The sequence below is a fragment of the Paenibacillus illinoisensis NBRC 15959 genome (assembly GCF_004000925.1).
Classification (GTDB): domain Bacteria; phylum Bacillota; class Bacilli; order Paenibacillales; family Paenibacillaceae; genus Paenibacillus; species Paenibacillus illinoisensis.
On sequence record NZ_BIME01000005.1, the window covers coordinates 224,320 to 249,862 of the forward strand.

General features: G+C 46.3%; 18 protein-coding genes and 1 pseudogene. 18 read left to right on the forward strand and 1 reads right to left on the reverse strand.

Going from position 1 to position 25,543, the window contains the following annotated elements; translation table 11 throughout:
* Positions 1–132 precede the first annotated feature (132 nt).
* From groES to PIL01S_RS14855, 4 genes and pseudogenes are all read left to right on the forward strand, one after another.
* Positions 133–414 (forward strand): co-chaperone GroES, encoded by a 282-nt coding sequence (gene groES / locus PIL01S_RS14840; protein WP_090918205.1) that lies wholly within the window; start codon positions 133–135, stop codon positions 412–414.
* Between the two features lie 71 nt (positions 415–485).
* Positions 486–2,117: a chaperonin GroEL gene (groL, locus tag PIL01S_RS14845; protein ID WP_127538159.1), complete on the forward strand. Its 1,632-nt coding sequence runs from the start codon at positions 486–488 to the stop codon at positions 2,115–2,117.
* A gap of 115 nt (positions 2,118–2,232) precedes the next feature.
* A pseudogene (locus PIL01S_RS30180) lies at positions 2,233–2,370 on the forward strand (helix-turn-helix domain-containing protein); the annotation flags it as partial.
* A gap of 268 nt (positions 2,371–2,638) precedes the next feature.
* Positions 2,639–2,938, forward strand: coding sequence for a hypothetical protein (locus tag PIL01S_RS14855; protein ID WP_127538161.1), 300 nt, complete (start codon positions 2,639–2,641; stop codon positions 2,936–2,938).
* A gap of 20 nt (positions 2,939–2,958) precedes the next feature.
* Here PIL01S_RS14855 and PIL01S_RS14860 read toward each other — a convergent pair whose 3' ends face one another.
* On the reverse strand, positions 2,959–3,390 hold the full coding sequence (locus tag PIL01S_RS14860; RefSeq protein WP_127538162.1) for a hypothetical protein: 432 nt from the start codon (positions 3,388–3,390) through the stop codon (positions 2,959–2,961).
* 432 nt (positions 3,391–3,822) lie between these two features.
* Here PIL01S_RS14860 and PIL01S_RS14865 point away from each other — a divergent pair, with 432 nt between their 5' ends.
* From PIL01S_RS14865 to PIL01S_RS14930, 14 genes are all read left to right on the forward strand, one after another.
* The gene (locus PIL01S_RS14865; RefSeq protein WP_127538163.1) at positions 3,823–4,053 is read left to right on the forward strand and encodes a hypothetical protein; all 231 of its coding nucleotides are present in this window, start codon (positions 3,823–3,825) and stop codon (positions 4,051–4,053) included.
* Between the two features lie 411 nt (positions 4,054–4,464).
* Complete coding sequence (locus PIL01S_RS14870) at positions 4,465–5,352, forward strand: helix-turn-helix domain-containing protein (protein WP_127538164.1); 888 nt, start codon at positions 4,465–4,467, stop codon at positions 5,350–5,352.
* Positions 5,353–5,396: 44 nt separating this feature from the next.
* Entirely contained in the window at positions 5,397–5,885 is a 489-nt protein-coding gene (locus PIL01S_RS14875) for a DinB family protein (RefSeq protein ID WP_127538165.1), read from the forward strand.
* A gap of 179 nt (positions 5,886–6,064) precedes the next feature.
* The gene (locus PIL01S_RS14880; RefSeq protein ID WP_127538166.1) at positions 6,065–6,352 is read left to right on the forward strand and encodes a hypothetical protein; all 288 of its coding nucleotides are present in this window, start codon (positions 6,065–6,067) and stop codon (positions 6,350–6,352) included.
* 212 nt (positions 6,353–6,564) lie between these two features.
* Positions 6,565–7,122 carry a GNAT family N-acetyltransferase gene (locus tag PIL01S_RS14885; RefSeq protein WP_127538167.1) on the forward strand — a complete coding sequence of 186 codons (558 nt, stop codon included), beginning with the start codon at positions 6,565–6,567 and terminating at the stop codon, positions 7,120–7,122.
* 328 nt (positions 7,123–7,450) lie between these two features.
* On the forward strand, positions 7,451–8,308 hold the full coding sequence (gene rhaD / locus PIL01S_RS14890; protein WP_127538168.1) for a rhamnulose-1-phosphate aldolase: 858 nt from the start codon (positions 7,451–7,453) through the stop codon (positions 8,306–8,308).
* Between the two features lie 299 nt (positions 8,309–8,607).
* A complete protein-coding gene (locus PIL01S_RS14895; RefSeq protein ID WP_127538169.1) occupies positions 8,608–10,047 on the forward strand; it encodes a 6-phospho-beta-glucosidase in 1,440 nt (479 codons plus the stop codon).
* A 366-nt stretch (positions 10,048–10,413) separates the two neighbouring features.
* Complete coding sequence (gene licT, locus PIL01S_RS14900; RefSeq protein ID WP_127538299.1) at positions 10,414–11,244, forward strand: BglG family transcription antiterminator LicT; 831 nt, start codon at positions 10,414–10,416, stop codon at positions 11,242–11,244.
* Between the two features lie 207 nt (positions 11,245–11,451).
* On the forward strand, positions 11,452–13,332 hold the full coding sequence (locus PIL01S_RS14905; protein WP_127538170.1) for a beta-glucoside-specific PTS transporter subunit IIABC: 1,881 nt from the start codon (positions 11,452–11,454) through the stop codon (positions 13,330–13,332).
* A gap of 352 nt (positions 13,333–13,684) precedes the next feature.
* Positions 13,685–15,502, forward strand: a complete 1,818-nt coding sequence (locus tag PIL01S_RS14910) for an APC family permease (protein WP_127538171.1) — start codon at positions 13,685–13,687, stop codon at positions 15,500–15,502.
* Between the two features lie 429 nt (positions 15,503–15,931).
* Positions 15,932–16,894, forward strand: a complete 963-nt coding sequence (locus PIL01S_RS14915) for a carbohydrate ABC transporter permease (RefSeq protein ID WP_127538172.1) — start codon at positions 15,932–15,934, stop codon at positions 16,892–16,894.
* The gene (locus tag PIL01S_RS14920; RefSeq protein WP_127538173.1) at positions 16,891–17,712 is read left to right on the forward strand and encodes a carbohydrate ABC transporter permease; all 822 of its coding nucleotides are present in this window, start codon (positions 16,891–16,893) and stop codon (positions 17,710–17,712) included. Before PIL01S_RS14915 ends, PIL01S_RS14920 begins: the two co-directional genes overlap by 4 nt.
* A gap of 286 nt (positions 17,713–17,998) precedes the next feature.
* Positions 17,999–19,363, forward strand: a complete 1,365-nt coding sequence (locus PIL01S_RS14925) for an ABC transporter substrate-binding protein (protein ID WP_127538174.1) — start codon at positions 17,999–18,001, stop codon at positions 19,361–19,363.
* A gap of 471 nt (positions 19,364–19,834) precedes the next feature.
* The gene (locus PIL01S_RS14930; RefSeq protein WP_164764241.1) at positions 19,835–25,399 is read left to right on the forward strand and encodes an S-layer homology domain-containing protein; all 5,565 of its coding nucleotides are present in this window, start codon (positions 19,835–19,837) and stop codon (positions 25,397–25,399) included.
* Positions 25,400–25,543: the final 144 nt, after the last annotated feature.

Here is a 25,543-nt window from a genome sequence, read left to right on the forward strand (position 1 = left end):
AAGGACTTGAAATCATGCTTCAAGTTGAGTATCATAAAGTTGGTTGTTAGCACTAAACACTGTCGAGTGCTAATACATATGGCTACAACCTACAATGCAACGTTATATAATTTCAAAAGGAGGCTATTTTTCATGATCAGACCTTTAGGTGAACGCGTATTGGTAGAACCACTGGAGCAAGAGCAAACAACTTCTTTCGGGATCGTACTTCCGGACTCTGCTAAAGAAAAACCGCAAGAGGGCAAAATTATTGCCGTTGGAGCGGGTGCACTGAAAGACGGCGTACGTGTAGCTCTGGAAGTGAAAGAAGGAGATCGCGTAATCTTCTCCAAATATGCCGGAACAGAAATCAAATTCGAAGGTAAAGAATATTTGATTATGAAAGAGAGCGATATCCACGCGATTCTCGACTAATTCAAATTTAATCGGTTAACCGAACCATATAGCAAGATCATTTTACAATATACTAGGGAGGTTTTCTTACCATGGCTAAAGACATTAAATTTAGTGAAGACGCTCGTCGCTCCATGCTTCGCGGTGTGGATGCATTGGCTAACGCAGTAAAAGTAACGCTCGGTCCTAAAGGCCGTAACGTGGTTTTGGAGAAAAAATTCGGAAGCCCGCTCATCACGAATGACGGTGTAACCATCGCTAAAGAAATCGAACTGGAAGATGCATTCGAGAACATGGGTGCACAACTGGTTAAAGAAGTAGCAACCAAAACAAACGATGTTGCTGGTGACGGTACTACAACAGCGACTGTACTTGCTCAAGCACTGATCACAGAAGGTCTGAAAAACGTAACTGCAGGCGCTAGCCCAATCGGTATCCGCAAAGGGATCGACAAAGCAGTTAAAGCGGCTGTTGCTGAACTGCAATCCATCTCCAAACCAGTTGAAACTAAACAATCCATCGCACAAGTTGCAGCTATCTCTGCAGCTGACGAAGAAGTAGGCGAACTGATTGCTGAAGCTATGGAAAAAGTGGGCAAAGACGGCGTAATCACTGTTGAAGAATCCCGTGGATTCGCAACGGAGCTGGAAGTGGTTGAAGGTATGCAATTCGACCGCGGTTACATCTCTCCATACATGATCACAGATACGGACAAAATGGAAGCTGTTCTGGACAACCCGTACATCCTGATCACAGACAAAAAAATCTCCAGCACACAGGACATCCTGCCATTGCTTGAGAAAATCGTACAACAAGGTAAACCACTCGTATTGATCGCTGAAGATATCGAAGGCGAAGCACTGGCGATGCTGGTTGTGAACAAACTGCGTGGTACATTCAACGCTGTAGCTGTTAAAGCTCCTGGCTTTGGTGACCGTCGTAAAGCAATGCTGCAAGATATCGCTGCCCTCACTGGTGGCCAAGTGATCACGGAAGAACTGGGTCTGGACCTGAAATCCGCTGTTGTGGAACAACTGGGTACAGCTCGTCAAATCCGTGTAACCAAAGAAAACACAATTATCGTTGACGGTGCTGGTAACAAATCCGATATCGATGCACGTGTTAGCCAAATCCGTACACAACTGGAAGAAACAACTTCCGAGTTCGACAAAGAGAAACTGCAAGAGCGTCTGGCTAAATTGTCCGGCGGCGTAGCGGTAATCAAAGTCGGTGCGGCTACTGAAACAGAATTGAAAGAACGCAAACTGCGTATCGAAGATGCCCTGAACGCAACTCGCGCTGCGGTTGAAGAAGGTATCGTATCCGGTGGTGGTACTGCGCTCCTGAACGTATATCAAGCGGTTGCTGGTGTAGCACTGTCCGGTGACGAGCAAACAGGTGTGAACATCGTGCTGAAAGCACTGGAAGCACCAATCCGTACGATCGCTGCTAATGCTGGCGAAGAAGGTTCTGTCATCGTGGAACGTCTGAAAAAAGAGCAAGTCGGCGTAGGCTTCAACGCTGCTACTGGCGAATGGGTAAACATGATCGAAGCAGGTATCGTTGACCCTGCGAAAGTAACTCGCTATGCGCTGCAAAACGCAGCTTCCGTAGCAGCAATGTTCTTGACTACTGAAGCGGTTATCGCTGACAAGCCAGAACCTGCAGGCGCTGCTGGCGCTCCTGATATGGGCGGCATGGGTGGAATGGGCGGAATGATGTAAGTAAAGGTGTAAAAACCTTGTAAAACCAGTAGTTTAAAGGCTCCCAATAGGGAGCCTTTTTTTATTTAATCACGAAAAAATTATATTTCCTGCAAAGAGATAGGAGGAACGAGGACTAAGTCAGCTGGTGTTTACAGAACGAATTGGTATGAGCAATAGTGTCCTCTCGAGAATTGAATCCGGTAAACGTCCCATTGAAGATAATGAGATCAATATTTTTGCTGATTTATTTGAAGTATCCGGTATCCGGTGACTAGATATTGGGTCGCTCAATCTCAAGAACTCCTTCAGACGGTAGTGCATACTTGGATGGCGGAAAGGGCTGTTTGACGGGGAACGCAAGCTGCCTGAGCAGCAGGAGGCAAACGGAAAACACAGCTGAGCAAGTCGGAGAAGCTGCCCAAACGGAAGTTGATGTCTAAAAAAACGTATGAGGACGACACAAAAGCGTCTGCCCAACATCCTTCTGAAGATTACGTTACTGAACGAACGATCCCTACGGTGATGATATTCCGGAATGGATGAAAGATGACAGCCAAATCCAGTCTGAATCGAAGAAAATGGACTTCACCTCTGAGGAAACAGAAGGGGAGCAGGAAGCAGCTGCAGTTCAGGAGGAAGGCGAACAAACTCAACCTGCAGGAGATTCGGAAGGGACTTCGGGTGAAAACGACAAAGATGCTCTTGAACAGTACATCATCACTGAGCGTCCTTCCTTCCCCGACATGCCAATTGATTTCCCTAATCTCTTTGAACAGAAGCGGGACCAAGGAGTCATATGGCGCGAGATTGCGAATAGCGTCGGGCTAACGTCCGGCTAACGTCCGGCCAGTTCAGTAGCTTAATCCGAGTATGCAACAGCATTAAAACTCTCCATACCTATCCGAGTCGCATCTGTTGTGCAAAAAAGATATAAGGTATAAACCAATTCATTAGATGGTGGTAGTGGCACATCAAAATCAGATGCATTAATGGTGACGACTTGTACAGCGTTCGGGTTTGCTTCTGAGACACTGACTGAATACAGGGCGTAGGCAACAAGGGAATCAGTACCTCTTGCAATGGAAAATGAAATCACGGAGTCAAATGGTGGAGTCGTAGGAAAGGCGAGCTCCGCTATACCTGATAATTGTACGCGTATGTTTCCATCTGCGTCAGTTACATCTAGACCAACCTCCCCGATTGCAACTGGAGTATTGGCTGGTAAGGGGATTGAGATTGTATTACCATAGCTCGCATTTTGAGAGGTTCGAGCATCTAGCAGTCTCGCCATAAAACATACCCCCAATAAGTTTTGGTATATATTATGTGGCAATTCGATAGATTCTTCCGCAATGTGGTAATTCTTCGGATTAATAGAAAAGTCTCTGGAAATTAAAAGTGAATATGAAATTTAATATAGGGAGCTGAGATTCTTGGATCATGAAGTGAATTAAACAGAAGGGCAACGATCATTAGCGCAATGCGGTTGCTTATAACATTAACTGACCTGAAGGAAGGCACTCAAACGAGGAGCCAGTAGTACAGCAGACGCGGAGGTGTATGGTAGGCTTGGCAACGAGATCATAGAGCTTTGCCTAGCAGTATGGTTACCCGGAAGAACTGGTAAGTGTTACGAGTGCTGAAGACTGCGAAGCGGAGTGGATTCAATTTTGCCTGCCAGTCGTGGGTACCATGTGTGCATAACAATAAGACTGACAACATCTTGACAGTTTCTCGGGCTTACAAGCAATCAGTTTTTCCTCTTCGGGGTAAGGACGAACGCTCACAGGATCTGATTCAAGGTATCACGCTGGCAGAGATGTTCGTCGGCGAGGTTTCTCTTATGCCTAAGTCGTTTATCGACCAGGCAACAGCTCGTTGTTCTATTGATGCGGCCAAGATATGGTTCAACTGCAACCCTGCAGGTCCTTATCACTGGTTCAAAGAAGAGTGATTGGATAATTTGGCTGGTAAGCGTGCCAAACATCTTCACTTTACAATGGAGGACAATCTTTCCCTGTCGGAGAGGGTCCGGGATCGAGATCGTCGTATGTAAACAGGTTTCTTCTGACTTCTTTTGAGGTCTCTTGGTTTCGTTCTATAACATAAGGATGGGAGGCGCTCCCAAGAGTCATCTAAAATTTGATATACCTTTCATCTCAATTTCAGATTCATTTAAGGTAGTGAAGGTAATATCAATCTTGTAAGCCCCTTCTCGTGTTAAATAGATGTGTGAATGGCCCTATCGGATTGTCCTCCGGTAGGGCACTTTTTTTCCTAAATTATTCTTGAGATGATATGATAGAGAAAATAGTAGAGTGATTGAAATAGTTAGTTATCCTTAGGTTTTGGAGGGGAGTTATCAGTGGACGCCAGGCTGCACCCGTTGTTCAGGCCAATCCAGATGAATGGGACCGATGTACACACCTATTACATAGAACAACCACCGTCTTACCCGATGACAGCCTATATCGCTTGCTTCTGGGAATCGGGGACTACTTCTTATGCTGGTTATAATCCTTTAGAGAGTGTGCCCGGCAGAGTATTACCTGATGGTTGTACGGATATCCTGATAACATATGATGCTGTTCTTCAGAAGCATTCTTTTGCCTACTGTGGTAATTATACAGAACCGTTTGCCATTCCGGTGAGTGTAGAGATCAACCCGCCTGCAGACTATACCTTTGGTGTTCGATTTTTCCCCGGTGGGGCACGTCACTTTCACGGTTTGCCGCTAGAATTCTTCACGGACCGGCGCGTCCCCTTGGAGGAATGCTGGCCAGCTAACATCGACGAGCTTCGCGAACGAATGGCTGGGACCAAGCATTTTGAAGAGAGAGTGCAGGTCATGGAGACATATTTGTGCCTATTATCTGGGGATGGAAGTACTTATGAGAAAGATTTGATGAAGAATGCCATGCACCGAATCTTTGTTCATGGTGGGCAGATGAGTGTGAAAGAGCTGGCCAGCTGTGAGGTTGTCAGTGAGCGGCAGCTGCATCGCAAGTTTGGTGAATGGGTGGGGATCAGCCCCAAACGGTTTAGCGAGGTCGTTCGGTTTCACTGTGTTCTGAGAGATATCCATCAGGGGCATCGTATGGACTGGTCGGCACTGGCTCAAAATCATGGATTCTTCGATCAGGCCCATCTAATTCGGCAATTTCGCAAGTTATATGGAGAAACCCCGCTGACCGCTGCGAGCGAGCATCGCCGGATGTTGTCCGAATTGTACAATAGATCAGACGAGCTATAGTATATACTGGACATGTAGAATTTAAAATAAAGGGGACTTAACCTATGAATGGAACAATGCAAATTCGGGATCATCTGTTGGATGAGTTGGAGACAGGTGTACGGACCGGAGCTTCTCTGATTCGCCTGATTCGTCCGGAAGACTGGGCTTATCGCCCTCAGGAAAACATGCGTTCACTGGTGGAGCTGGTTCACCACTGGATCCAGATTACGGCATCTGACCTTGCCATCATGCAGGAGAAAAGTGAAGCTGAAGTTGGAACAATAGAAAATAGTCTATCTGGTATTGAGGATATTGAACAGCTGGAAGCGGCCCTGTGGCGCAATTTTGAAACATATAAAGCGTACATCGTATCACTGAGTGAAGAAGATCTGTTGAATCGATCCACCACAGCATTTTATATGGAACATGGGCATGTACAGGTGAAATGGCAAATTGAGACGGTAACCCATGTGTTCCATCATCGTTCCCAGTTGTACAACTATCTTAAGCAACAAGGACATGAGTTAAACTTTTTCATGTTATACGCATAGTAATGAGGCCCTGAAGGCAGACACATCTTGTGTCGATTCCTTTAGGGCTTTTTTTGTGTTAGTGGCCTATATAAACTATGAATTCTATCAAAATGGACGTAGTTCCACGGTCAATTTACCGTTACAATGCTAGATTTCAAACATAGAATACCGTATCAAAGCAAAAGGAGGTGATTTCAATGGCCATCCTTTTACCACAACAGTTTTACAACTTGGCTGCTGGCGTAGGGAAATCGTATTACGAAAATCTGTTTGGAGGTACTAATGCCAGCATCACGGTCAACAACTTTGGACCTGCTCCGGTAGAACTGGTTGTAACTCGTGTCAATGCACCCGTGATCACGTATACGATTCCTGCAGGTAACAGTCTCACGTTGTCGGTTCATTTGCTGCTCGTTGCTGCCTTGTTAACTACGGTTGCAGGTGCTTCGACCGGTACGATCCAAATCGCAACATCTGATTTCTAATGAATGCAGCATGCTTTGATAAGCCCTTGTCGGACTAGATGTCGACAGGGGCTTTTCTTATTTATTGAGAGGTAATTTAGATAGATGGTATTAATAGAGTCACAGCCTGTTATTTCTAATAATAAATCCTTCTGTTTATGAGGGAAGCTATACGAGTAATTTATAGTAGAGTCATTCGTAGAAGCATGCATAGAAGCAGGAGGGGTAGGAATATGGACCAAACCAATAAAACAGGCTTGAAGAGCAGAGAAACATTTCTGGAAACGGAACGTCTTCAATTCTCCATCTGGAGCGAGGAGGACCGACCCTTGGCTTCTGCACTTTGGGGGGATCCCGAGGTGGCAAAGTGGATTAGCAGCAAGGGTTTTATGAGCGAGGATGAGATCGAAGCCAGACTCGCGCAGGAAATGGAACGGCAGCGGGAGATGGAGGTGCAGTACTGGCCACTTTTTGATAAGGAAACAGGTGTGTTCGTAGGGTGCTGCGGATTACGTCCTTATGCACCAGAGGAGAAAATCTATGAATTCGGTGTCCACCTGACCAGAGATCACTGGGGGAAAGGGTATGCACTCGAAGCGGGGAAGGCTGTTATCCGCTATGCATTTGAGCAATTGGGTGTTCATGCACTCTTCGCAGGACATCATCCAGAGAATGGTGTATCCAAACGGCTGCTACAGAAGCTGGGGTTTACTTATAAGAAAGATGAATTTTACGAGCTGACAGGCAAGATGCATCCGTCTTACTTATTGTCGGAATCAGACATGAAGTAGTTGTACCTATACGGCGTTGTTCTGTTTTTCATTGTTTTTTTATGCGATTTTCAGCTTCTATTAAGGTAGAGGGGGTAAGATATTTCTTGTAAACCCCTTCTCGTGTTAGATAGATGTGTGACTAGCCCTGCCGGAATCCGGCAGGGTATTTTTTTGTTGTGGTTTTATAATAGGCTAAATCAAATATAAACAAAAATAAATAAAGATTAAATGTGGTTTTTTTATTGACTGGTAAAGATAAACAAAGGTATAATGAATGTGAAAAAAGGAACTTACTATGTACGTGAATCGTATCGATCGACATTTTCCAAATAAGGAGAGAATGATCATGAACGTGACCCTTAGAAACGAAGCGACACAAGCACCGGGATGGAATATTCCCTTTATCCGTGAGATGGCAGAGATTACGCAGCATATGTGGAAAAATGGTTGGGATGAGCGCAACGGAGGGAATGTCAGTTATCTGCTGGAGGAAGAAGAAGTGGCAAGATACATTGATGTCCATCAGGTTATAAGGCGGATTAAACCCGCTTTTTCGGTACATGAACTGGCAGGCAAATATGTGATCGTAACCGCATCGGGCAAATATTTCAAAAATGTACTTGCGGATCCGGAGAGCAATCTGGGCTTGCTGCGTGTCTCGAATGATGGAGCAGAACTGGAAGTCCTCTGGGGATTGAAGAACGGGGCGAATCCAACGAGTGAGCTACCTACGCATTTTATGAGCCATATTGAGCGTCTGAAAGTGGACCCGAACCACCGGGTGGTCATGCATAACCATGCCACTAACGTGCTGGCGATGACGTTTATCCACGAACTGGATGAAGTGAAATTCACGAAAACCCTATGGCAGATGTGTACGGAATGTGTGGTCGTTTTCCCGGACGGCGTTGGCATCATCCCGTGGATGGTACCTGGATCGAATGAAATCGGCCGTGAGACGGCGGAGAAAATGAAGGAAGTTCATGCGGTCATCTGGCCACAGCACGGGATCTTCGGGACAGGAACAACCATCGATGAGGCCTTCGGTCTCATTGAGACGATTGAGAAAGCAGCTCAGGTTTACATGTTGGTTGCGGGCCATGAGATTCAGCAGCGAATTACGGACGAACAGCTGACCACGTTGGCTCAGGCGTTCGGGGTTACCCCGCGTGCAGGTATACTGAATTCAAAAATTAGCGGATAGACCAGGTGAGATTGCGATTCACATGGAAAGGACGGCTCTCAAGAAACACCTAAGAAGCTTCTAATTGGTGAGAAAAGTATTAGGAGAACATCTAAATTAATGCAATTGACAACCGTCCTAAATCTTGGTAAAGTTCTATAAAACCGCATAATGCATTCTGGGAATGTTACCGATATGGGCATAACCTGAGCTGGCTTGTTTACGCTATATGTGTAGACAGGCTGGTTCGGGTTTTTTTGTTGCCCTGGATCGGAGACGTGGTTGTAAATTACTTAATGGAATTGAAAGGAGAGTTCGGTATGAGCAATTTCAAATTTCCCGAAAACTTTTTGTGGGGTGGTGCCATTGCCGCCAATCAGGCCGAAGGGGCTTACTTAGAGGATGGCAAAGGGCTGAGCATCGTGGACCTCCTGCCTTCCGGAGAGAATCGCAGAAGCATCATGAAGGGGAACGTACCGGGATTTAAGCCACAGGAAGGAGAATTTTATCCTTCACATGAAGCAATTGATTTTTACCACCGTTATCCAGAGGATATCGCGCTATTTGCTGAAATGGGATTCAAGGCACTCCGGGTTTCCATTGCATGGGCACGCATTTTTCCGAGTGGGGAAGAGTCGACGGCAAACGAAGCTGGGTTGCGGTTTTACGACCATCTTTTTGATGAAATGCTTAAGCACGGAATTGAACCGGTTGTAACACTTGCCCACTTCGATGTACCGGTCAACCTGATTGAGAAGTACGGGAGCTGGAGAAACCGCAAGCTGGTGAATTTGTTCGAAACCTATGCCAAGACCGTATTTACGCGTTACAAGGATAAGGTTAAATATTGGATGACATTCAACGAAATCAACATGCTGTTGCATTTGCCGTTTCTGGGTGCCGGTTTGGCTTTCAAGGAAGGGGATAATGTAAAAGAAATTCAGTATCAAGCAGCTCATCATCAGCTGGTCGCAAGCGCATTAGCAGTTAAGGCCTGCCATGAAATCATTCCTGGGGCCATGATTGGCTGCATGCTTGCAGCGGGCAGCTTCTATCCGTATACCTGCAATCCAGACGATGTGTTCCAGGGTATGGAGAAGGACCGGGAGTCTTACTTCTTCATCGACGTGCAGTCGCGGGGAGCATATCCCGGCTATGCGAAACGCTTCTTTAAGGATCATGGTCTGAACATCGTGATGGAACCAGGGGATGCTGACATTCTGAGAAATCATACCGTAGATTATATCGGATTTAGCTATTATTCCAGCCGAACAACAAGTACTGATCCGGAAGTGGTCAAAAACATGACCAGCGGTAATGTATTCGGATCAGTCGCCAATCCTTATTTGGAGAAATCCGATTGGGGATGGACTATCGATCCGAAGGGATTCCGCATAACGGCCAATCAACTGCATGATCGCTATCAAAAACCACTCTTCGTGGTCGAAAATGGTCTTGGGGCCAACGACGAAGTTGCGCCAAATGGAGAAATTCACGATGACTATCGCATTGATTACCTGAAGCGGCATGTTGCCGAGATGGGTGAAGCGCTGCAGGATGGCGTTGAAATTATCGGTTACACTAGCTGGGGGCCAATCGATATCGTGAGCGCATCGTCCGGCGAGATGAAAAAGCGCTACGGTTATATCTACGTAGATCGCGACAACACAGGTCATGGTGAATTGAAGCGAATCAAGAAAAAAAGTTTTCATTGGTATAAGAAAGTAATTGCATCCGGAGGTACGGATTTGGAGGCTTAAGACAATAGCTTGTTAATTCGGAAGGTTCACCTCGGCTGGTGGATCTTCTGAGTATCAGGGTTCCTGTGAAAGCGTTGACATATATGTAAGTTCGCGATATACTTTACGCAATTATATCGTTTTGGGATTGTTACTACATATAATGTAGGCAAAACCTAAGCATGCAAAATTAGGCGTCGGTTTATTTGTCGTTCGTACCGGTTAGTTACGCTCTCAAGGGCGTTAACTGCCTTAGGCAAAAAGCTGTACGTCTTCCGAGAATAACGTTTCAGGACGTTTTTCCGTTTTGTGATGCTTCAGGTTTTTTTTGCATCTCCAAAACGCGATAGGTTGTAGTTACGAGTGGATCGTGAATGGGGGATGGAAGTGAAAATAGCCAAGGTCATTAACAACAATGTAATCAGCACATATCAGACAGACGGGGCTGAGCTTGTCGTGATGGGACGAGGAATTGCCTTCAAGAAGAAACCGGGAGATAAAGTAGACGAGACCCGCATCCAGAAGGTATTTGCCCTTAAGAATAAGCAGACTTCTGATAATTTCAAAATGCTGCTGCGTGAAGTTCCGATCGAACTGATCGAAATTGTCGAAGAGGTCATCACCCATGCTAAGGATAACATGGGGAGAAGCCTGAATGAAAATATTTACGTGTCCTTGACGGATCATATTCATTTTGCAATCGAACGATATCGCGAAGGTGTTGATATCAAAAATGTGATGCTATGGGAGATCAAGCAGCTCTATAAGTCTGAATTTATTCTAGGATTGAACACGCTGGAACAGATCAAATCCAGGCTTGGATACGAGCTTCCCGAAGATGAGGCTGCCTTCATCGCGCTGCATATCGTGAATGCAGAAATGAATGAAGAAGTTGTGACCACGATGAACATGACCAAATTCATTCAGCAAATCATCAACATTGCGAAATATCATTTCAAGATGGAATTTGACGAGGAATCCCTTAGCTATTTTCGGTTCATCACCCATCTGAAGTTCTTCTCGCAGCGGGTATTAAATGGAACGCACTATAACAACAACTATGACCATATCTACGACATGATTAAAGAGAAACATCAAGAAGCAGCGGCCTGCACGGAAAAAATCCAAATGTTTGTCAAAAAGGAATACGATCACGACCTGACAAACGAGGAAAAACTGTATCTGACGGTGCACATTGAAAGAGTAGTTAATCGTTAATAAATAAATGTTGACAAAAATGGTTTTATAAATATATTATGTGATTAACAGGAAGAACATATGATTTAACTGGGATTGTTACTGGTTATGCAGGCAAAACCTAAGCCATGAAAAGGATGCATCGATTGTGCACCTTTCTTCAAGGCTTAGGTTTTTTGTGTGCAAAAAATCAAAGACCTGTCGTCAAAAAACATGGGGGTGCAGAATATGAGTCATGAAAAGCTGGCTAAAGATATCGTTCAGCTGGTCGGTGGGGAGAAAAATGTCGTTTCCCTGGTGCATTGCGCAACGCGCTTGCGGTTTGTATTAAAAGACGACGCTAAAGCCGACAAGAGCAAGTTGGAAAAATTGGATGGTATCATTGCCGTAAAGGAGAACGGTGGACAGTTCCAGGTTGTCGTTGGCAACACGGTACCCGAGGTATACAGTGCTATCGGAAAAGTGAGCAACATTTTGGATGATTCCTCACCCAAGGAAAAACCGGGTAAATCCGTCAAAGGTATTGGCGGCATTATCGACGTGATTTCAAGCATCTTTGCTCCACTTTTGGGTGTTATGGCTGGAGCTGGTATTTTGAAGGGACTTCTGCTGATCGCCAGCAATGCAGGCTGGCTTGTAACAACGGACACAACCTATATTATCCTTTATGCTGCTGCAGATAGTCTGTTCTACTTCCTGCCGATGCTGTTAGCGGTTACAACCGCGCGAAAATTTCAGGGGAATATTTTCGTTGCGCTGACCATTGCGGGCGCATTAATATATCCGACCATTATTACGTTGAAAAATGAAGGTACACCAACCGATTTCTTTGGCATTCCGGTAATTATGATGAGTTATTCATCGACTGTTATTCCCATCATCATATCGGTTATCGTGATGAGTTTGTTGGAGAAATGGTTCAGTAAAGTTATCCACCAGAGCGTCAAGAATTTCATTACGCCGCTGTTGCTCTTAGTCATCATGGTTCCGCTGACACTAATTGCATTTGGACCATTCGGTGTATATGTAGGTAATGCCATCGCTTCAGCTCTGGTTGCCGCATTTGGCTTCAGTCCTTTGCTTGCGGGAGCCGTTATGGGTGCGGGCTGGCAATTGTTCGTCATTTTCGGGGTGCACTGGGGCTTGGTGCCAATCTTCATCAACAACGTCGCAGTGCACGGCCGTGATGGCATTAAGCCTGCCACAACAGCTTCGGTATTCGCTCAGACGGGAGCTGCATTTGGAGTCATGCTTAGAACGAAGAACAAAAAGCTGAGAACCCTTGCAGGGTCCTCCACGCTGACGGCTTTGTTCGGGATCACTGAACCGGCGATCTATGGGGTTACGCTTCCGCTGAAACGCCCATTTATCGCAGGTCTTATCGGAGGTGCGATCGGAGGCGCAATTATCGGCCAAGCGGGGACCCAGGCTTTCGCATCTGGTGCGCCGGGGTTGCTGACCCTGCCGATCTTCTACGGCCCAGGCGGTCAAGGTTTCCCGGGATTAATTATCGGAATTGTCGTTTCCTTTATCGTGTCGGCAGTATTAACATATATTATGGGCTTTGAAGATCCGGTGAGTGAAGAAGAGAAAAAGGACGGTACAGCCGAGAAAACCGTTCAATTGGCACCCTCGACGCAGGCAGCAGACCAACTGGTGCTTAGCCCGATCCAAGGCAAAATCGTTGATCTGACCGAAGTTCCGGACCCGGCCTTTTCCTCCGGGGCTATGGGTCAAGGCATTGCCATTGAGCCAAGTGTAGGAAGAGTGGTTGCTCCGTTTGATGGTACGGTTACTGTGGCCTTCAAGAAAAAACACGCACTGGCTGTCGTATCCGACAGCGGTGCGGAAATATTAGTTCATGTCGGTGTGGACACCGTCAAATTGGATGGGCAGCATTTTGTCTCGCATATCAAGGAAGGCGATCGGGTGAATGCTGGAGATCTGCTGCTAGAGTTCGACATTACCCAAATCAAGGCTGCCGGATATGCTACGGTAACACCGATTATTGTAACGAACTCTGCTAATTACCAGCAAGTGCTGCCGGTTAAAGCAGATGGAGAGGTTAATGCCCAAGATTCGCTGCTGAGCCTTCACGGTTCAAAGTAGACTGCAAAAAACTTCACTTTTCAAACCATTATTTTTAGTGAGGGACGGTTTTTGAATTTTGTATCCACTGCTGTAAGTTACTTCATAAATACATGCATTCAACTTCTATAAAATGAATGGCCTTTGGTTCTATGAACCGAGGGCCATTTCTTATTTTTCGGCTAACAAACGTCATTTTGGTTCAAAAAAGTTCAAAACACTGATAAAGAACTGCTTTGTTATCCATTATTGAATCGTAGGATGCATTATCACGCGCTGGCGATTTTCGGGTGAAATGACGTATTGTCAGGGAGCTTTGGATTTTGCATAATAACAATGCTTCACAGATGAGAGATGGAAGGAAGTAATGATCATGCTTGGCAAAATGAAGAGAATCTTAATCGGCAGACCGATGAAATCGGCTGAACTGGATGCAGAAAAGTTGGGGAAATGGAAGGCACTCGCCATCCTGTCCTCCGATGCGCTATCCTCTGTAGCCTATGGAACGGAACAGATTTTGCTGGTGCTCGTAGCGGCCGGATTTGCCGCGTTGTGGTATTCTGTGCCCATTTCCATCGCCGTACTCGGATTACTCGTCATTTTAATTTTTTCCTACCGTCAGACGATATTTGCTTATCCTACAGGTGGCGGTGCGTATATCGTAGCCAAGGATAATCTGGGGACAACATCCAGCCTGATTGCTGGAGGATCACTGCTGGTCGATTATATTTTAACGGTTGCTGTAAGTTCATCTGCAGGGACAGATGCCATCACATCGGCTTTTCCGGTACTTCATGATTACAGCGTAGTGATTGCATTAATAATGATTGTTTTTTTGACGATTATGAATTTGCGGGGGGTTACGGAATCGGCTTCCGTACTGGCCATTCCGATCTACCTGTTCATCTTTTCAATTGCGGTTTTGATTATATCGGGCGGCATTAAGTTTCTGACAGGCGGCATGGAAGCAGCCGCGCCTGAATTCGGAACAAGTCTGTCTCATGTGAGTATATTTCTGCTGCTGAAGGCATTCAGCTCCGGCTGTTCCGCTCTGACCGGTGTGGAGGCCGTCAGTAATGCCATTCCAAATTTCAAGCAGCCTGCTGAGAAAAATGCAGCTGGCACGCTGATGCTCATGGGATGTATTCTCGGGGTTATGTTTATCGGGATCACGTTGCTCGCCTTCGGTTACGGAGTGAAGCCGGATCCCCATGCTACGGTGATTTCACAGATTGCCGAAGCAACCTTCGGCAGAGGATGGATGTATTTTATCATTCAAGGTGTGACGGCACTCATCTTGTTCCTGGCAGCGAATACGGCGTATTCCGCATTCCCGCTGCTGTCCTTCATGATGGCCAAGGACAAATATATGCCTCATATGTTTATGGTTAGGGGAGACCGGCTGGGCTTCTCGAACGGTATTATTTTCCTGAGTGTCATGTCCGCCTTGCTTGTTGTTGGGTTCAAAGGGAATACGGAAAGCCTGATCCCGCTCTACGCGGTGGGTGTGTTTATCCCATTCACCCTGTCACAGCTAGGCATGATGATACGCTGGATCAAGGTTAAACCGTCCGGCTGGCAGATGAAGCTGCTGGTGAATACAATCGGTATGCTGACCACTCTGTCGATCACCTTGATCTTTATTTTCACCAAGTTCACGCAAACGTGGGTCATCTTTATCTTTTTGCCGCTCGTTGTATATGTCTTCATGCGTATTCACCGCCATTACTGCAATATCGCAGATGAGCTGCGCATTGATATTAAGCTTGATAAGCCAGCGCAAAAAGGCAATACGATTGTCATTCCGGTAGCTGGTATTACGCGGGTGGTCATGAACACGATCAGTTATGCGCAGACGATGTCGGATCATGTGGTGGCCTTGTATATCGGATTCGATGATGAGTCCATCCGCAAGATGGAGCAGAAGTGGGAGGAATGGAACCCGGGTGTGCGACTGGTTGTTATCAAATCGAGATACCGCAGCATTATGGGCCCGCTGAAGAAATTCATCGATACCGTGGAGTGGAAAACGGCTGAGACTGACCATATCACGATTTTGATTCCGCAATTCATCACCAAGCATTGGTGGCAAAATGTACTGCATAACCAAACCAGCTTCATGATCCGGGCCTATCTGATTAATTATAAAGACGTGATTGTGACGACGGTACCGTATCATCTTAATCGATAGAGCTGTGCCACTGCCTTTTGAGCAGTCGCGCCTTATCTGAATTCTACCGATTACTTAGCCTTTTCCATCCTATTGCTATTAGCCAATGATCTTAACTAAATCAACAAGTTCATTTGGACATATTGTAGATTATTGTAAAAAAAGGATGAGGATATTACGGCAACCCCGTTTATATTTCGTTTACACAATGAACCGCAGCAATATCCCGGAATGGGGATTGCTGCGGTTTTTTCGTTCGTTTATAAGCCTCCAACCTGTCTATCTGAATGTTCGCTCATATGGTAAAGTCCCTTGTCCACGATTAACGTGAAGTTGATTCTGAGTGAATCTTGCTGTGACATTAGACTTTTACACTAGATAACGTGGTGTTGATGAAGCATAAGTTACATTCACACACCTAATGCATAGACCAAGGGGGAAGAAAATCCGATGAGTGAGCTTGATAACCGGATCAGCTTGCCCGCCGCCAGACGGCGCGTATCCGATACCAAAGAGCGCCGGACAGCTTCGCTGCGAGTACAGCGGATGCGGGAAAATCTGCTGGCCTATGGTTTCCTGGCACCATCGCTGCTTTTGTTTGCAGTGTTTCTGTTTTACCCGATGTTCAAGTCTGTTTATCTGAGCTTGCACTCCACTGATCCAACCGGCCAAATCGCGGCTTACGTGGGACTGGACAACTTCAAGGCCGTGTTTCAGTCGGGGCTGTTTTTGCAGGGCATGAAAGTAACGCTGCTGTTTGTCCTGTTCACGGTACCAACCGGTATACTGGCTGCCCTGATTCTGGCCGCACTGACTCACAACCGTTTCAAGGGCATGCGCTTGTTCCAGTTTGTGTTCTCTCTGCCTGTTGTATTATCGGTTGGTTCATCGGCCGTCATTTGGAAGTTCCTGTTCCACCCGACTCTGGGCATGTTGAATTATTTGCTTAGCAAGGTGGGCGTCGATCCAATCCCCTGGCTGACCAGTCCGGATTGGGCGCTAGTCTCCATCTCCATCATGACGATCTGGATGAATCTCGGATTCAATTACATTATCTTGTCCAGCGGATTGCAGGGCATCCCGGATGAGATTTATGAAAGTGCGAAGATTGATGGTGCAGGACCTCTGCTTACATTTCGCAAAATCTCCATGCCACTGCTTTCACCGACCCTGTTTTTTGTCACAGTTGTATCGATCATCGGGGCTTTTCAGTCGTTTGGACAGATTAACATATTAACCCGTGGGGGCCCAATGGACAGTACCAATGTATTCGTCTATTCCATCTATCAGGAAGCCTTCGTGAATTTCCGCTTCGGAACGGGAAGTGCACAGGCACTCATCCTCTTCGCGGTCATTATGCTGCTAACCCTGATTCAGTTCAAGTGGGTGGAAAGGAAAGTGCATTACCAATGAAGACACCGTGGACGAAATCGCTATTGTATATATTGCTTACCATCTGTGCGGCGCTAGTGCTGTATCCGGTGCTGTATACCTTTTTCATGGCCGTCATGACGCCTGAGGATGCCAGTGCCTATCCGCCGCATATCATTCCGAAGTCGATTGATTTATCCAACTTCACCGAGGTATTTGATATCGTACCAATTGGCTCGTTCATCGGAAATACATTCCTGGTTGCAGGTCTGACGATGCTTGGACAGCTGATAACAGCGAGTATGGCTGCGTATGCTTTTGCCAAAATGCAGTTTAAAGGGAAGAACATCATTTTCAGCATGTTCGTCGCAACGATGATGATCCCGTGGGAGGTCACCATGATTCCCAATTATCTAACCATCCGCAGTTGGGGATGGCTGGATAGTTACCAAGGGCTCACCGTGCCATTTCTGGCCACGGCATTTGGCACATTCCTGTTAAGACAGTTCTTTATGCAGCTGCCGAAGGAGCTGTTCGAGGCGGCAAAGATCGATGGGTGCGGGCATATCCGCTATTTTGTATCACATGTTCTGCCGTTATCCCGTCCTGCATTAGGAACGCTTGCAATCTATTCATTCCTGAATATGTACAACTCCTATCTGTGGCCACTGCTTGTAACCAACACGCCAGAGATGAGAACGGTACAGATCGGGATTTCGATGCTGGAGTTCCAGGAATCCACGGCGTGGAACCTGGTATTTGCCGGAACGGCACTAGTTATCCTGCCTTCGCTGTTGCTGCTTGTTTTCGGGTTGAAACAGCTTGTCCGGGGTATGGCCGCAGGCGCACTGAAGGGCTAGTTAAGTTTTGTGAATTCAGGTTGGCGGGTTTTGTTACCCAGGAGCGAATAAATAAGGCGCACTCTTAAGATCATTTATTGAGAAACTGCGAAAGTAGTGGAGGGGACGAAGTCGATTCTGAAGAAGCGAAGCGTTTGCGTTTAGCACCGGATTAACCCTATAAAGAGTGGAATAAAAGAATCCGGGGATAACAGCAATCAGAAGAACGATTCGTGACCGCAACGGCCACCTTGCAGAATTCCCAAGATTGATTTTTGAAATGAGCCACAAAAAAAGGAGAGAGATTATGCGTTTGAAAAAAAGAGGCACATTTGCATTGATGTTGGCTGCACTCATGTTGATTATATCCGCCTGCGGCGGCAAAACAGAGACAAGCAGTCCGGTAAGTGGAGCTCAAGCGGATGCGGCAGCTGCTGAGCCGACTCAACTGACGTGGTGGCATTCCATGTCTGGAGCAGGGGAGAAAGCCATTAACCAGCTCGCTTCCGATTTCAATGCAAGTCATCCAGATATTCAGGTAAAAGCAATCTATCAAGGGAAATACGATGAGAGTTTAAACAAGCTGAAAGCATCCATGGGATCGGACAGCGGTCCGGACATCATCCAGGTATACGAGATCGGCAGCAAGTTTATGATCGATTCGGGCATGATCACACCAGTACAGAATTTTATCGACAAAGACAAGTTCGACCTGTCCCAACTGGAGCCGAATATCATCCGTTATTATACGATTGATGGCAAACTGAACGCCATGCCTTTTAACACCTCGAACCCGATTCTGTACTACAACAAGGATATGTTTAAGGCAGCAGGTCTTGATCCAGAGAATCCGCCGAAGACTTATGAAGAGTTTGAACAAGCAGCGAAAGCGCTGGCGAAAGACGGCAAGCCGGGTGCATCCATGGCGATCTACGGCTGGTTCATGGAGCAGTTCTTCGCAAACCAGAATGCAGATTATGTAAACAATGGTAACGGAAGAGATGGTGCTGCGACGGAATCTCTCTTGAATTCCGAAGCGGGTGTGAAGACGCTGACATGGTGGAAAAAGATGATTGATGAGAAGACACTCTCCAATCTGGGGCGCAGCACAGATGATACAACGGCGGCATTTACCGCAGAGCAAATCGGTATGACACTGGATTCTACTGCTGGATTACGCAAAATTGTAGAAGGTGCTGGTGGCAAGTTTGAACTGGGGACAGGCTTCCTGCCTCGTCCGGCAGATGCCAAAGAAGGCGGCGTGGTTGTAGGTGGCGCAAGCTTGTACATCATGAACAACAAGTCGGAAGCACAGCAGCAAGCTGCTTGGGAATTCATCAAGTACTTGGCGACACCTGAAGTACAAGCCAACTGGAGTGTTGCGACAGGATACTTCCCAATTACGACAGCAGCCTACGAACAGCAAGTATTAAAGGATAATATGGCGAAGTACCCGCAATTCCAGACAGCAGTCGACCAATTGCACGCTTCTGCTGATTCGACAGCAACATCCGGGGCTGTAATGGGCGTATTCCCGGAAGCTCGACAACTTGTCGAAGGAGCGATTGAGACCGTACTGAACGGACAAGGTACACCGCAAGAAGCACTCGATGCAGCTGCGAAACAAATTACAGACAAGATTGCCCAGTATAACAGTACAGTGAAGAAATAAGAAAAAGTGTAGTAATCGAACGGGATCATCCGTTAGGTACAGTATCGAAGTTTTATATAACAACACAGCGTATGCGGCGCTCTTGATGGAACGTCGCATCGTTTTGCTGTGTCTAAAAGCATGATCAAGATTCGGGTAAACACTTCTTTTTAAATTTAAATGTTATCAGTTTATGTCGAGAAAAATATTTGATTGAAACTGTATGTGATAATACCTAACTTAAAATAGTCAAATGCGCATGGTTTAATGATTATTTAGAGTCATAAAGTCACGTTTTTCATTAAAACGTGGTCCTATAATTGATTTTAAAACACTATTTATTAAATTTGTGTAAAGTATGTGTACTAATTTATATCAAACGACGAGAATATGGTTTACATCATAAAGGAGTTCAGTTATCTTATATTTGAACCAATGTACAAGCTCTTTGAACAAATGATTGCAAATTCGAAACATGGGGGTAGGAAAAGGATGCATAGTAAGCAAATAAGGAGTTGGCTCAGATTATTCTTAGCCATGGTGCTGCTGATCACAGGGGCTATTCCGGCTGGGTTATTTAACAGCAAGGCAGCTGCTGCGGACGAGCCATTGACAGTTGCCCAGGCACAGGCTAAAAATTCTGACAAATCAATAGCAACTGTTGAGGGGTATGTTGTTGGTTACTACAACAGTGGGTCTTCTATCCAGTTAAGTCCTCCGTTTACTTCAGACACTAATTTTGCATTGGCAGATCGCCCTGATGAAACGGATTTAAGCAAAATGATGCCAGTTCAAGTCCCAACCAATGCTCCTCGTAGCACTTTTGGTTTACAAAGTAATACTGCTTTGTATCATTCCAAAGTTCGTATCAATAGCGCTTCACTTGAAACCTATTTTACGGTTAATGGAATTAAAAGCACCTCTTCAACCACCTTCCAACTGATTGATGAGACGCCTGAAACCAAGGTGGCAAACGTCACCGCGAATCCCTCCTCTGGTAATGTTCCATCTGGAACAAAGGTTACTCTTGCCACCACTACTGTTGGTGCCGCAGTTTACTACAAGCAAAACGGCGACACCGACTATCTCCCATACACCGTACCCATTACAGTAAATGATGCAACTTATATTGAAACCTATGCAGCAAAAGACGGTCTGGAAAATAGTGATGTTACCAATTTCGAATATGCGATCGTGGATAATACTCCAATCTCCATCTCCAGTGCCCGGAACCAATCGGAGAACACCCCGGTTACCGTTCAAGGGATTGTGACCTACCGGGAAGAGTCTGGAGGCATGGCCAACCTGTATATTCAGGACGAGAATGCCGGAATCGTCGTTCGTGGAACGGATTCCACAGTAGAGCCAGGAGACCGTATTGAAGTGTATGGCCCACTCACTATTTATAACGGTTTGCTTCAGATAGAGAAAGACAAGGCCGGGTTCCCAGGCGGTTACATCAAAATTCTGGACAAAAATCAAGAAATTCCAGCTCCGATTACTCTGACATCCAAAGACTTCATGCCGGCTGAGGGCGGAGGCAAGGGTGCAGGCGGTATTTTTGAGGGGATGCTTGTCGAAGTGAATGAAGTCACAGTGACAAGAAGCAGCAGTTCTACCTTCTATGCGACAGATGCCGATGGTGCAGAGATCACGATCTATGCGAAGAATAGTCCAACGGCACTGGCAGCAGGCAAAACATACGAAAAAGTGACAGGCGTCATGACGTATCACACCAGCTATGGCCTTGAGCTGATTCCACGTACAGCAGCAGATGTTGTCGAAAATCTGCTCTCCGTAACAGCCAGTGCTCCGTCCGGTGGTATTGTCAAAGGGTCAACCGTGACCTTATCCTCACCAATAGCAGGAGCGGAAATTTATTATACAGTTGATGGCACAGATCCATCCCAAATGTCTACACTTTATAGTGGCGCGATTACAGTAAACGAAGATACGGTTGTTAAAGCGATCGCCGTGTCAGGCGGAAACACAAGTGATGTATATACCTTTACGTACACCGCTCTTCAGGAACTGGACAATCTGAGAATTCACGATATACAAGGAGCATCTCATAAGTCCCTGTATGATGGTCTGGCGGTCCAAAATGTTGAAGGTATCGTGACTCATGTTGTCAATGCAAGTTCGTTCTATATGCAGGAGATTCCTGGCATGGAAGATGACGACATCAAAACATCTGAGGGTATCCTTATTTATAAATCCACTCATGGCATGGCGGTAGGCAGCAAAGTCAGCGTATCCGGTCAAGTGAAGGAATATGCGACAGCAACGACCGAACTGGCGACAACCGAAATTGTGGCTACAACGATTACGATTGAAGGTGAAAATCAGACGCTGCCTGAACCGGTTTTCCTTGGGAAGAATGGCCGCATGATACCTACCGTAATTGATTCGGATCAGTTTGGTGAGTTTAATCCGGATGTGGATGCAATCGACTTTTACGAGAGTTTGGAAGGCATGAGAGTACAGCTTGATCAAGCCACGATTATCGGTCCGTATTCCAGTGAACCAGGACTGGCAGTCGTAGTAGATAATGGTGAAAACAATCCGTTACGAACGCCTGCAGGAGGCGTCATTCTGACTGGAGATGGGGAGGAACCATTCGAGAGCTCCCTGAATCCACAGCGGCTGTTTATCAATAAAAAGCCTTCTCAGGCCGTTAAAACGGGGGACAAGCTCGCGGATTCTGTCAAAGGTGTGATGACTTACGCTAATGGCAATTATAAGGTAGCTCCGGAAGGGAATTTGCCGGCAATTATTTCGAGTGACCTTAAACAGGCAACATCGGTAATTGAGCAAGCTGATGATAAACTGACAATTGCAACCTTCAACGTAGAGAATTTCAGTCAGAAGGATGCTGCAAGAGCAGTGGAAATCGGTAGTATTGTGGTCAACAACCTCAAGAATCCGGATATTATTGGCATCATGGAAGTACAGGATAACGATGGGGCAACCGACAGCGGAACCACTGCTGCGGATGCGAGCTTCCAGACATTAATTGATGCAATTGCTAGTAATGGTGGTCCTACTTATAAGTACACGGATATTGCTCCGATAAACAATCTGGATGGCGGGGCTCCGGGTGCCAACATTCGTGTAGGCTTCCTGTATAACGAGGCGCGTGTTTCCTTGAAACAAGGGACTAAGGGAGAGGCTACAACAGCAATCCAAGTGGAATCGGATGGAACGCTGTCCCTGAATCCAGGGCGTATTGATCCAACAAACGATGCATTTGCAAGCTCACGTAAACCTCTTGCAGCTGAGTTCGAATTTAATGGAGAACGAGTAGTCGTGATTGCGAATCATCTGAATTCCAAAGGTGGCGATCTGAAGCCTTATGGTAGTATTCAGCCTGCGACACGAAGCAGTGAAATTCAGCGTGCCAGACAGGCAACGGCAGTGAATGGTTTTGTGAAAGAACTCTTAGATAAAGATCCTGACGTAAATGTAGCTGTGCTTGGGGATTTTAATGACTTCCAGTTCTCCAAGACTTTGAATATTATCGAAGGCAATGAACTGGACAATCTGGTGAATAAGCTGCCAGAAAATAAACGCTATTCCTACATCTATGACGGTAATTCACAAACACTGGATCACATTTTGGTGAGCAAAAATCTGTCTGAAACGGCAGCCATTGAAGTGGTGCATGTGAATGCGGATTTTGAAACAGCTGATGGACGCGTCAGTGACCATGATCCACTGCTTGCACAATTGAGCATTGGCAGCAGTGAAGAAGAGGGCGACTTCAACCTTCGTGTATTGCACACCAACGACACGCATGCGCACTTGGATAACATTCCGCGCCGGGTAACAGCTATCAAAGAAACACGCAACGATAACACCTTGGTGCTGGATGCAGGGGACGTATTTTCTGGAACCTTGTATTTCAATCTCTTCAATGGTCAAGCGGATCTGGAATTCATGAACATGATCGGATACGACGCAATGACCTTTGGTAACCATGAGTTCGATAAAGGCACAGGCGTGCTCAAGGAATTCATTGAGAAAGCAGAGTTCCCATTCGTAAGTGCCAATATCGACTTTACGAAGGATACCAACCTGGGCAGCTTATACAAAGATACCATCGGACAACCAGCTGAGAATGCTGAGATCTATCCGGCTATCATTACGGAAGTGGACGGCGAGAAGGTTGGAATCTTCGGCTTAACGACTACAGATACCGTATCCCTGTCCTCACCGGGAGATGATCTGAAGTTCGAGAATTACATTGCAAGTGCACAAGCGACAGTTGCCATGCTGGAGCAAGAGGGCATTAACAAAATTATCGGATTGACTCACCTGGGATACTCGGAAGACCTGAAGCTGGCAGAAGCCGTGGAAGGCATCGACATTGTAGTGGGTGGTCACTCCCATACGATTCTAAGCGAGCCAGTTGTGGTCGAAGCTCATGCTGAACCGATTCTGGTTGTCCAAACGGGAGAATATGATGTGTCCCTGGGCCAACTGGATGTCACGTTCGATGCAGAGGGTGTGTTAAAAACATGGAACGGCAAATTGCTGAGCCTCGATGCGAAAGATTCAACAGGTAACTATGTATACAAAGATGACCCGGCAGCAAAAGAAAAGCTGGCAGAATATGCACCACTGCTGGAAGATTTCAAGAAAGAAGTCATCGGTAAAACGAACGTATTCCTCGATGGAGAACGTGGTAAGGTACGTAAGCAGGAAACCAACCTGGGTAACCTGATGACAGATGGTATGCTGGAAAAAGTGAAATCCATCGTTAAGGAAAACGATGTGAAGGGATATGTGGCCATCCAAAACGGCGGCGGTATCCGGGCATCGTTCCAGGAAGGTGACATTACGTTGGGTGATCTGCTCACCGTTATGCCATTCGGTAACAATCTGTCTGCACTGAAAATGACAGGTGATGAAATTACAGCTGCTCTCGAAAATGGTGTGAGTGGTGTGGAAACAGGAGAAGGACGCTTCCCGCAAGTGTCGGGCATGCGCTTCTACTATGATTCCACCAAACCGGGCGAGAAAATTGATTCAACGACCAATACCGTGACGCAAGAAGGTCAACGTGTAGTGAAAGTGCAAATCAAGAATGCGGATGGTACGTACACGGATATCGATCCAAACGGATATTACATCGTGGCAACGAACTCCTTTATGGCGAATGGGGGAGACTTCTACCGCTCCATGAGGGTAGCGAAGGATGCCAACCGATTCTACGAACTCAACTTGGTAGACTATGAGGTCTTCCATGAGCATCTGGATCGAGTGGGTGTAGTCAATCAGACAACAGAAGGACGCAGTACGGATCTGAAAGGATCTCCGCTTCCTGGTGACGGAAATGGAAGCAATCCTGGGAATGGCGGTGGCAACAATGGCAGCAATCCGGGCAGTGGCAATAGTGGTGGAGGCACAACGACACCAACAACACCGGTAACGCCAACCAATCCGACCACTCCAACGACACCAACAACGCCATCCGTTCCGGGTAATGGAAATGGCGGAACGACAACACCGAATCCGGGCGTCATTCTGAAGGATATCGGTAATCACTGGGCAGCTGCTGCAATTGAGCAGGCCATTTCCCGGGGAATTGTAAACGGATATGCAGACGGTAGTTTCCGTCCTAATGCTTCGGCTACACGTGCTGAATTTGCAGTCATGCTTGCAAGAGCATTCGAGCTTCCAGCCAGCAGCAAGGCGTTAACGTTCAAGGATGCTGGACAAATCCCGGCATGGGCACAATCGTTTATAGCTCAGGCGGTTGAGCAAGGCATTATCAGTGGATACACCGATGAGACATTCCGTGCATCAGGCAAAGTATCACGTGTGGAAATGACAGTCATGCTGGTAAGAGCGCTGGGACTTCCGATCGAATCCAATGCAACGTTAAGCTTCACAGATGCAAATCAAGTTCCGGCATGGGCAGTTCCATACATTGCAGCAGCTTATGAAGCCGGATTGATTAAGGGCACAGGCAATAACAGGTTTAATCCGCTTGGGAATGCAACCCGTGCAGAAGTGGTGACGCTGCTGATGTCGGCAAGTGAGCTAAACTAGAATCTGTATTAAAGAAATGATGCATCGCAAGCAGAACAAGTCAGGTCAGGTCAGGTTTGTTCAAATCCCTACAAATCACAAAAGAGTTTAACTTCTAGCACTTGATTAAACGGCTTGCAGATCATAATCTGCAAGCCGTTTTTT

What these genes read in the sequence shown, in the direction of transcription:
- PIL01S_RS14920 (WP_127538173.1), top strand. Translation starts at nt 16,891, where the DNA reads ATGAAGACACCGTGGACGAAATCGCTATTGTATATATTGCTTACCATC.
- PIL01S_RS14895 (WP_127538169.1), top strand. Translation starts at nt 8,608, where the DNA reads ATGAGCAATTTCAAATTTCCCGAAAACTTTTTGTGGGGTGGTGCCATT.
- PIL01S_RS14910 (WP_127538171.1), top strand. Translation starts at nt 13,685, where the DNA reads ATGCTTGGCAAAATGAAGAGAATCTTAATCGGCAGACCGATGAAATCG.
- PIL01S_RS14930 (WP_164764241.1), top strand. Translation starts at nt 19,835, where the DNA reads ATGCATAGTAAGCAAATAAGGAGTTGGCTCAGATTATTCTTAGCCATG.
- groES (WP_090918205.1), top strand. Translation starts at nt 133, where the DNA reads ATGATCAGACCTTTAGGTGAACGCGTATTGGTAGAACCACTGGAGCAA.
- rhaD (WP_127538168.1), top strand. Translation starts at nt 7,451, where the DNA reads ATGAACGTGACCCTTAGAAACGAAGCGACACAAGCACCGGGATGGAAT.
- PIL01S_RS14860 (WP_127538162.1), bottom strand. Translation starts at nt 3,390, where the DNA reads ATGGCGAGACTGCTAGATGCTCGAACCTCTCAAAATGCGAGCTATGGT.
- PIL01S_RS14885 (WP_127538167.1), top strand. Translation starts at nt 6,565, where the DNA reads ATGGACCAAACCAATAAAACAGGCTTGAAGAGCAGAGAAACATTTCTG.
- PIL01S_RS14875 (WP_127538165.1), top strand. Translation starts at nt 5,397, where the DNA reads ATGAATGGAACAATGCAAATTCGGGATCATCTGTTGGATGAGTTGGAG.
- PIL01S_RS14915 (WP_127538172.1), top strand. Translation starts at nt 15,932, where the DNA reads ATGAGTGAGCTTGATAACCGGATCAGCTTGCCCGCCGCCAGACGGCGC.
- PIL01S_RS14855 (WP_127538161.1), top strand. Translation starts at nt 2,639, where the DNA reads ATGAAAGATGACAGCCAAATCCAGTCTGAATCGAAGAAAATGGACTTC.
- PIL01S_RS14880 (WP_127538166.1), top strand. Translation starts at nt 6,065, where the DNA reads ATGGCCATCCTTTTACCACAACAGTTTTACAACTTGGCTGCTGGCGTA.
- PIL01S_RS14925 (WP_127538174.1), top strand. Translation starts at nt 17,999, where the DNA reads ATGCGTTTGAAAAAAAGAGGCACATTTGCATTGATGTTGGCTGCACTC.
- PIL01S_RS14905 (WP_127538170.1), top strand. Translation starts at nt 11,452, where the DNA reads ATGAGTCATGAAAAGCTGGCTAAAGATATCGTTCAGCTGGTCGGTGGG.
- groL (WP_127538159.1), top strand. Translation starts at nt 486, where the DNA reads ATGGCTAAAGACATTAAATTTAGTGAAGACGCTCGTCGCTCCATGCTT.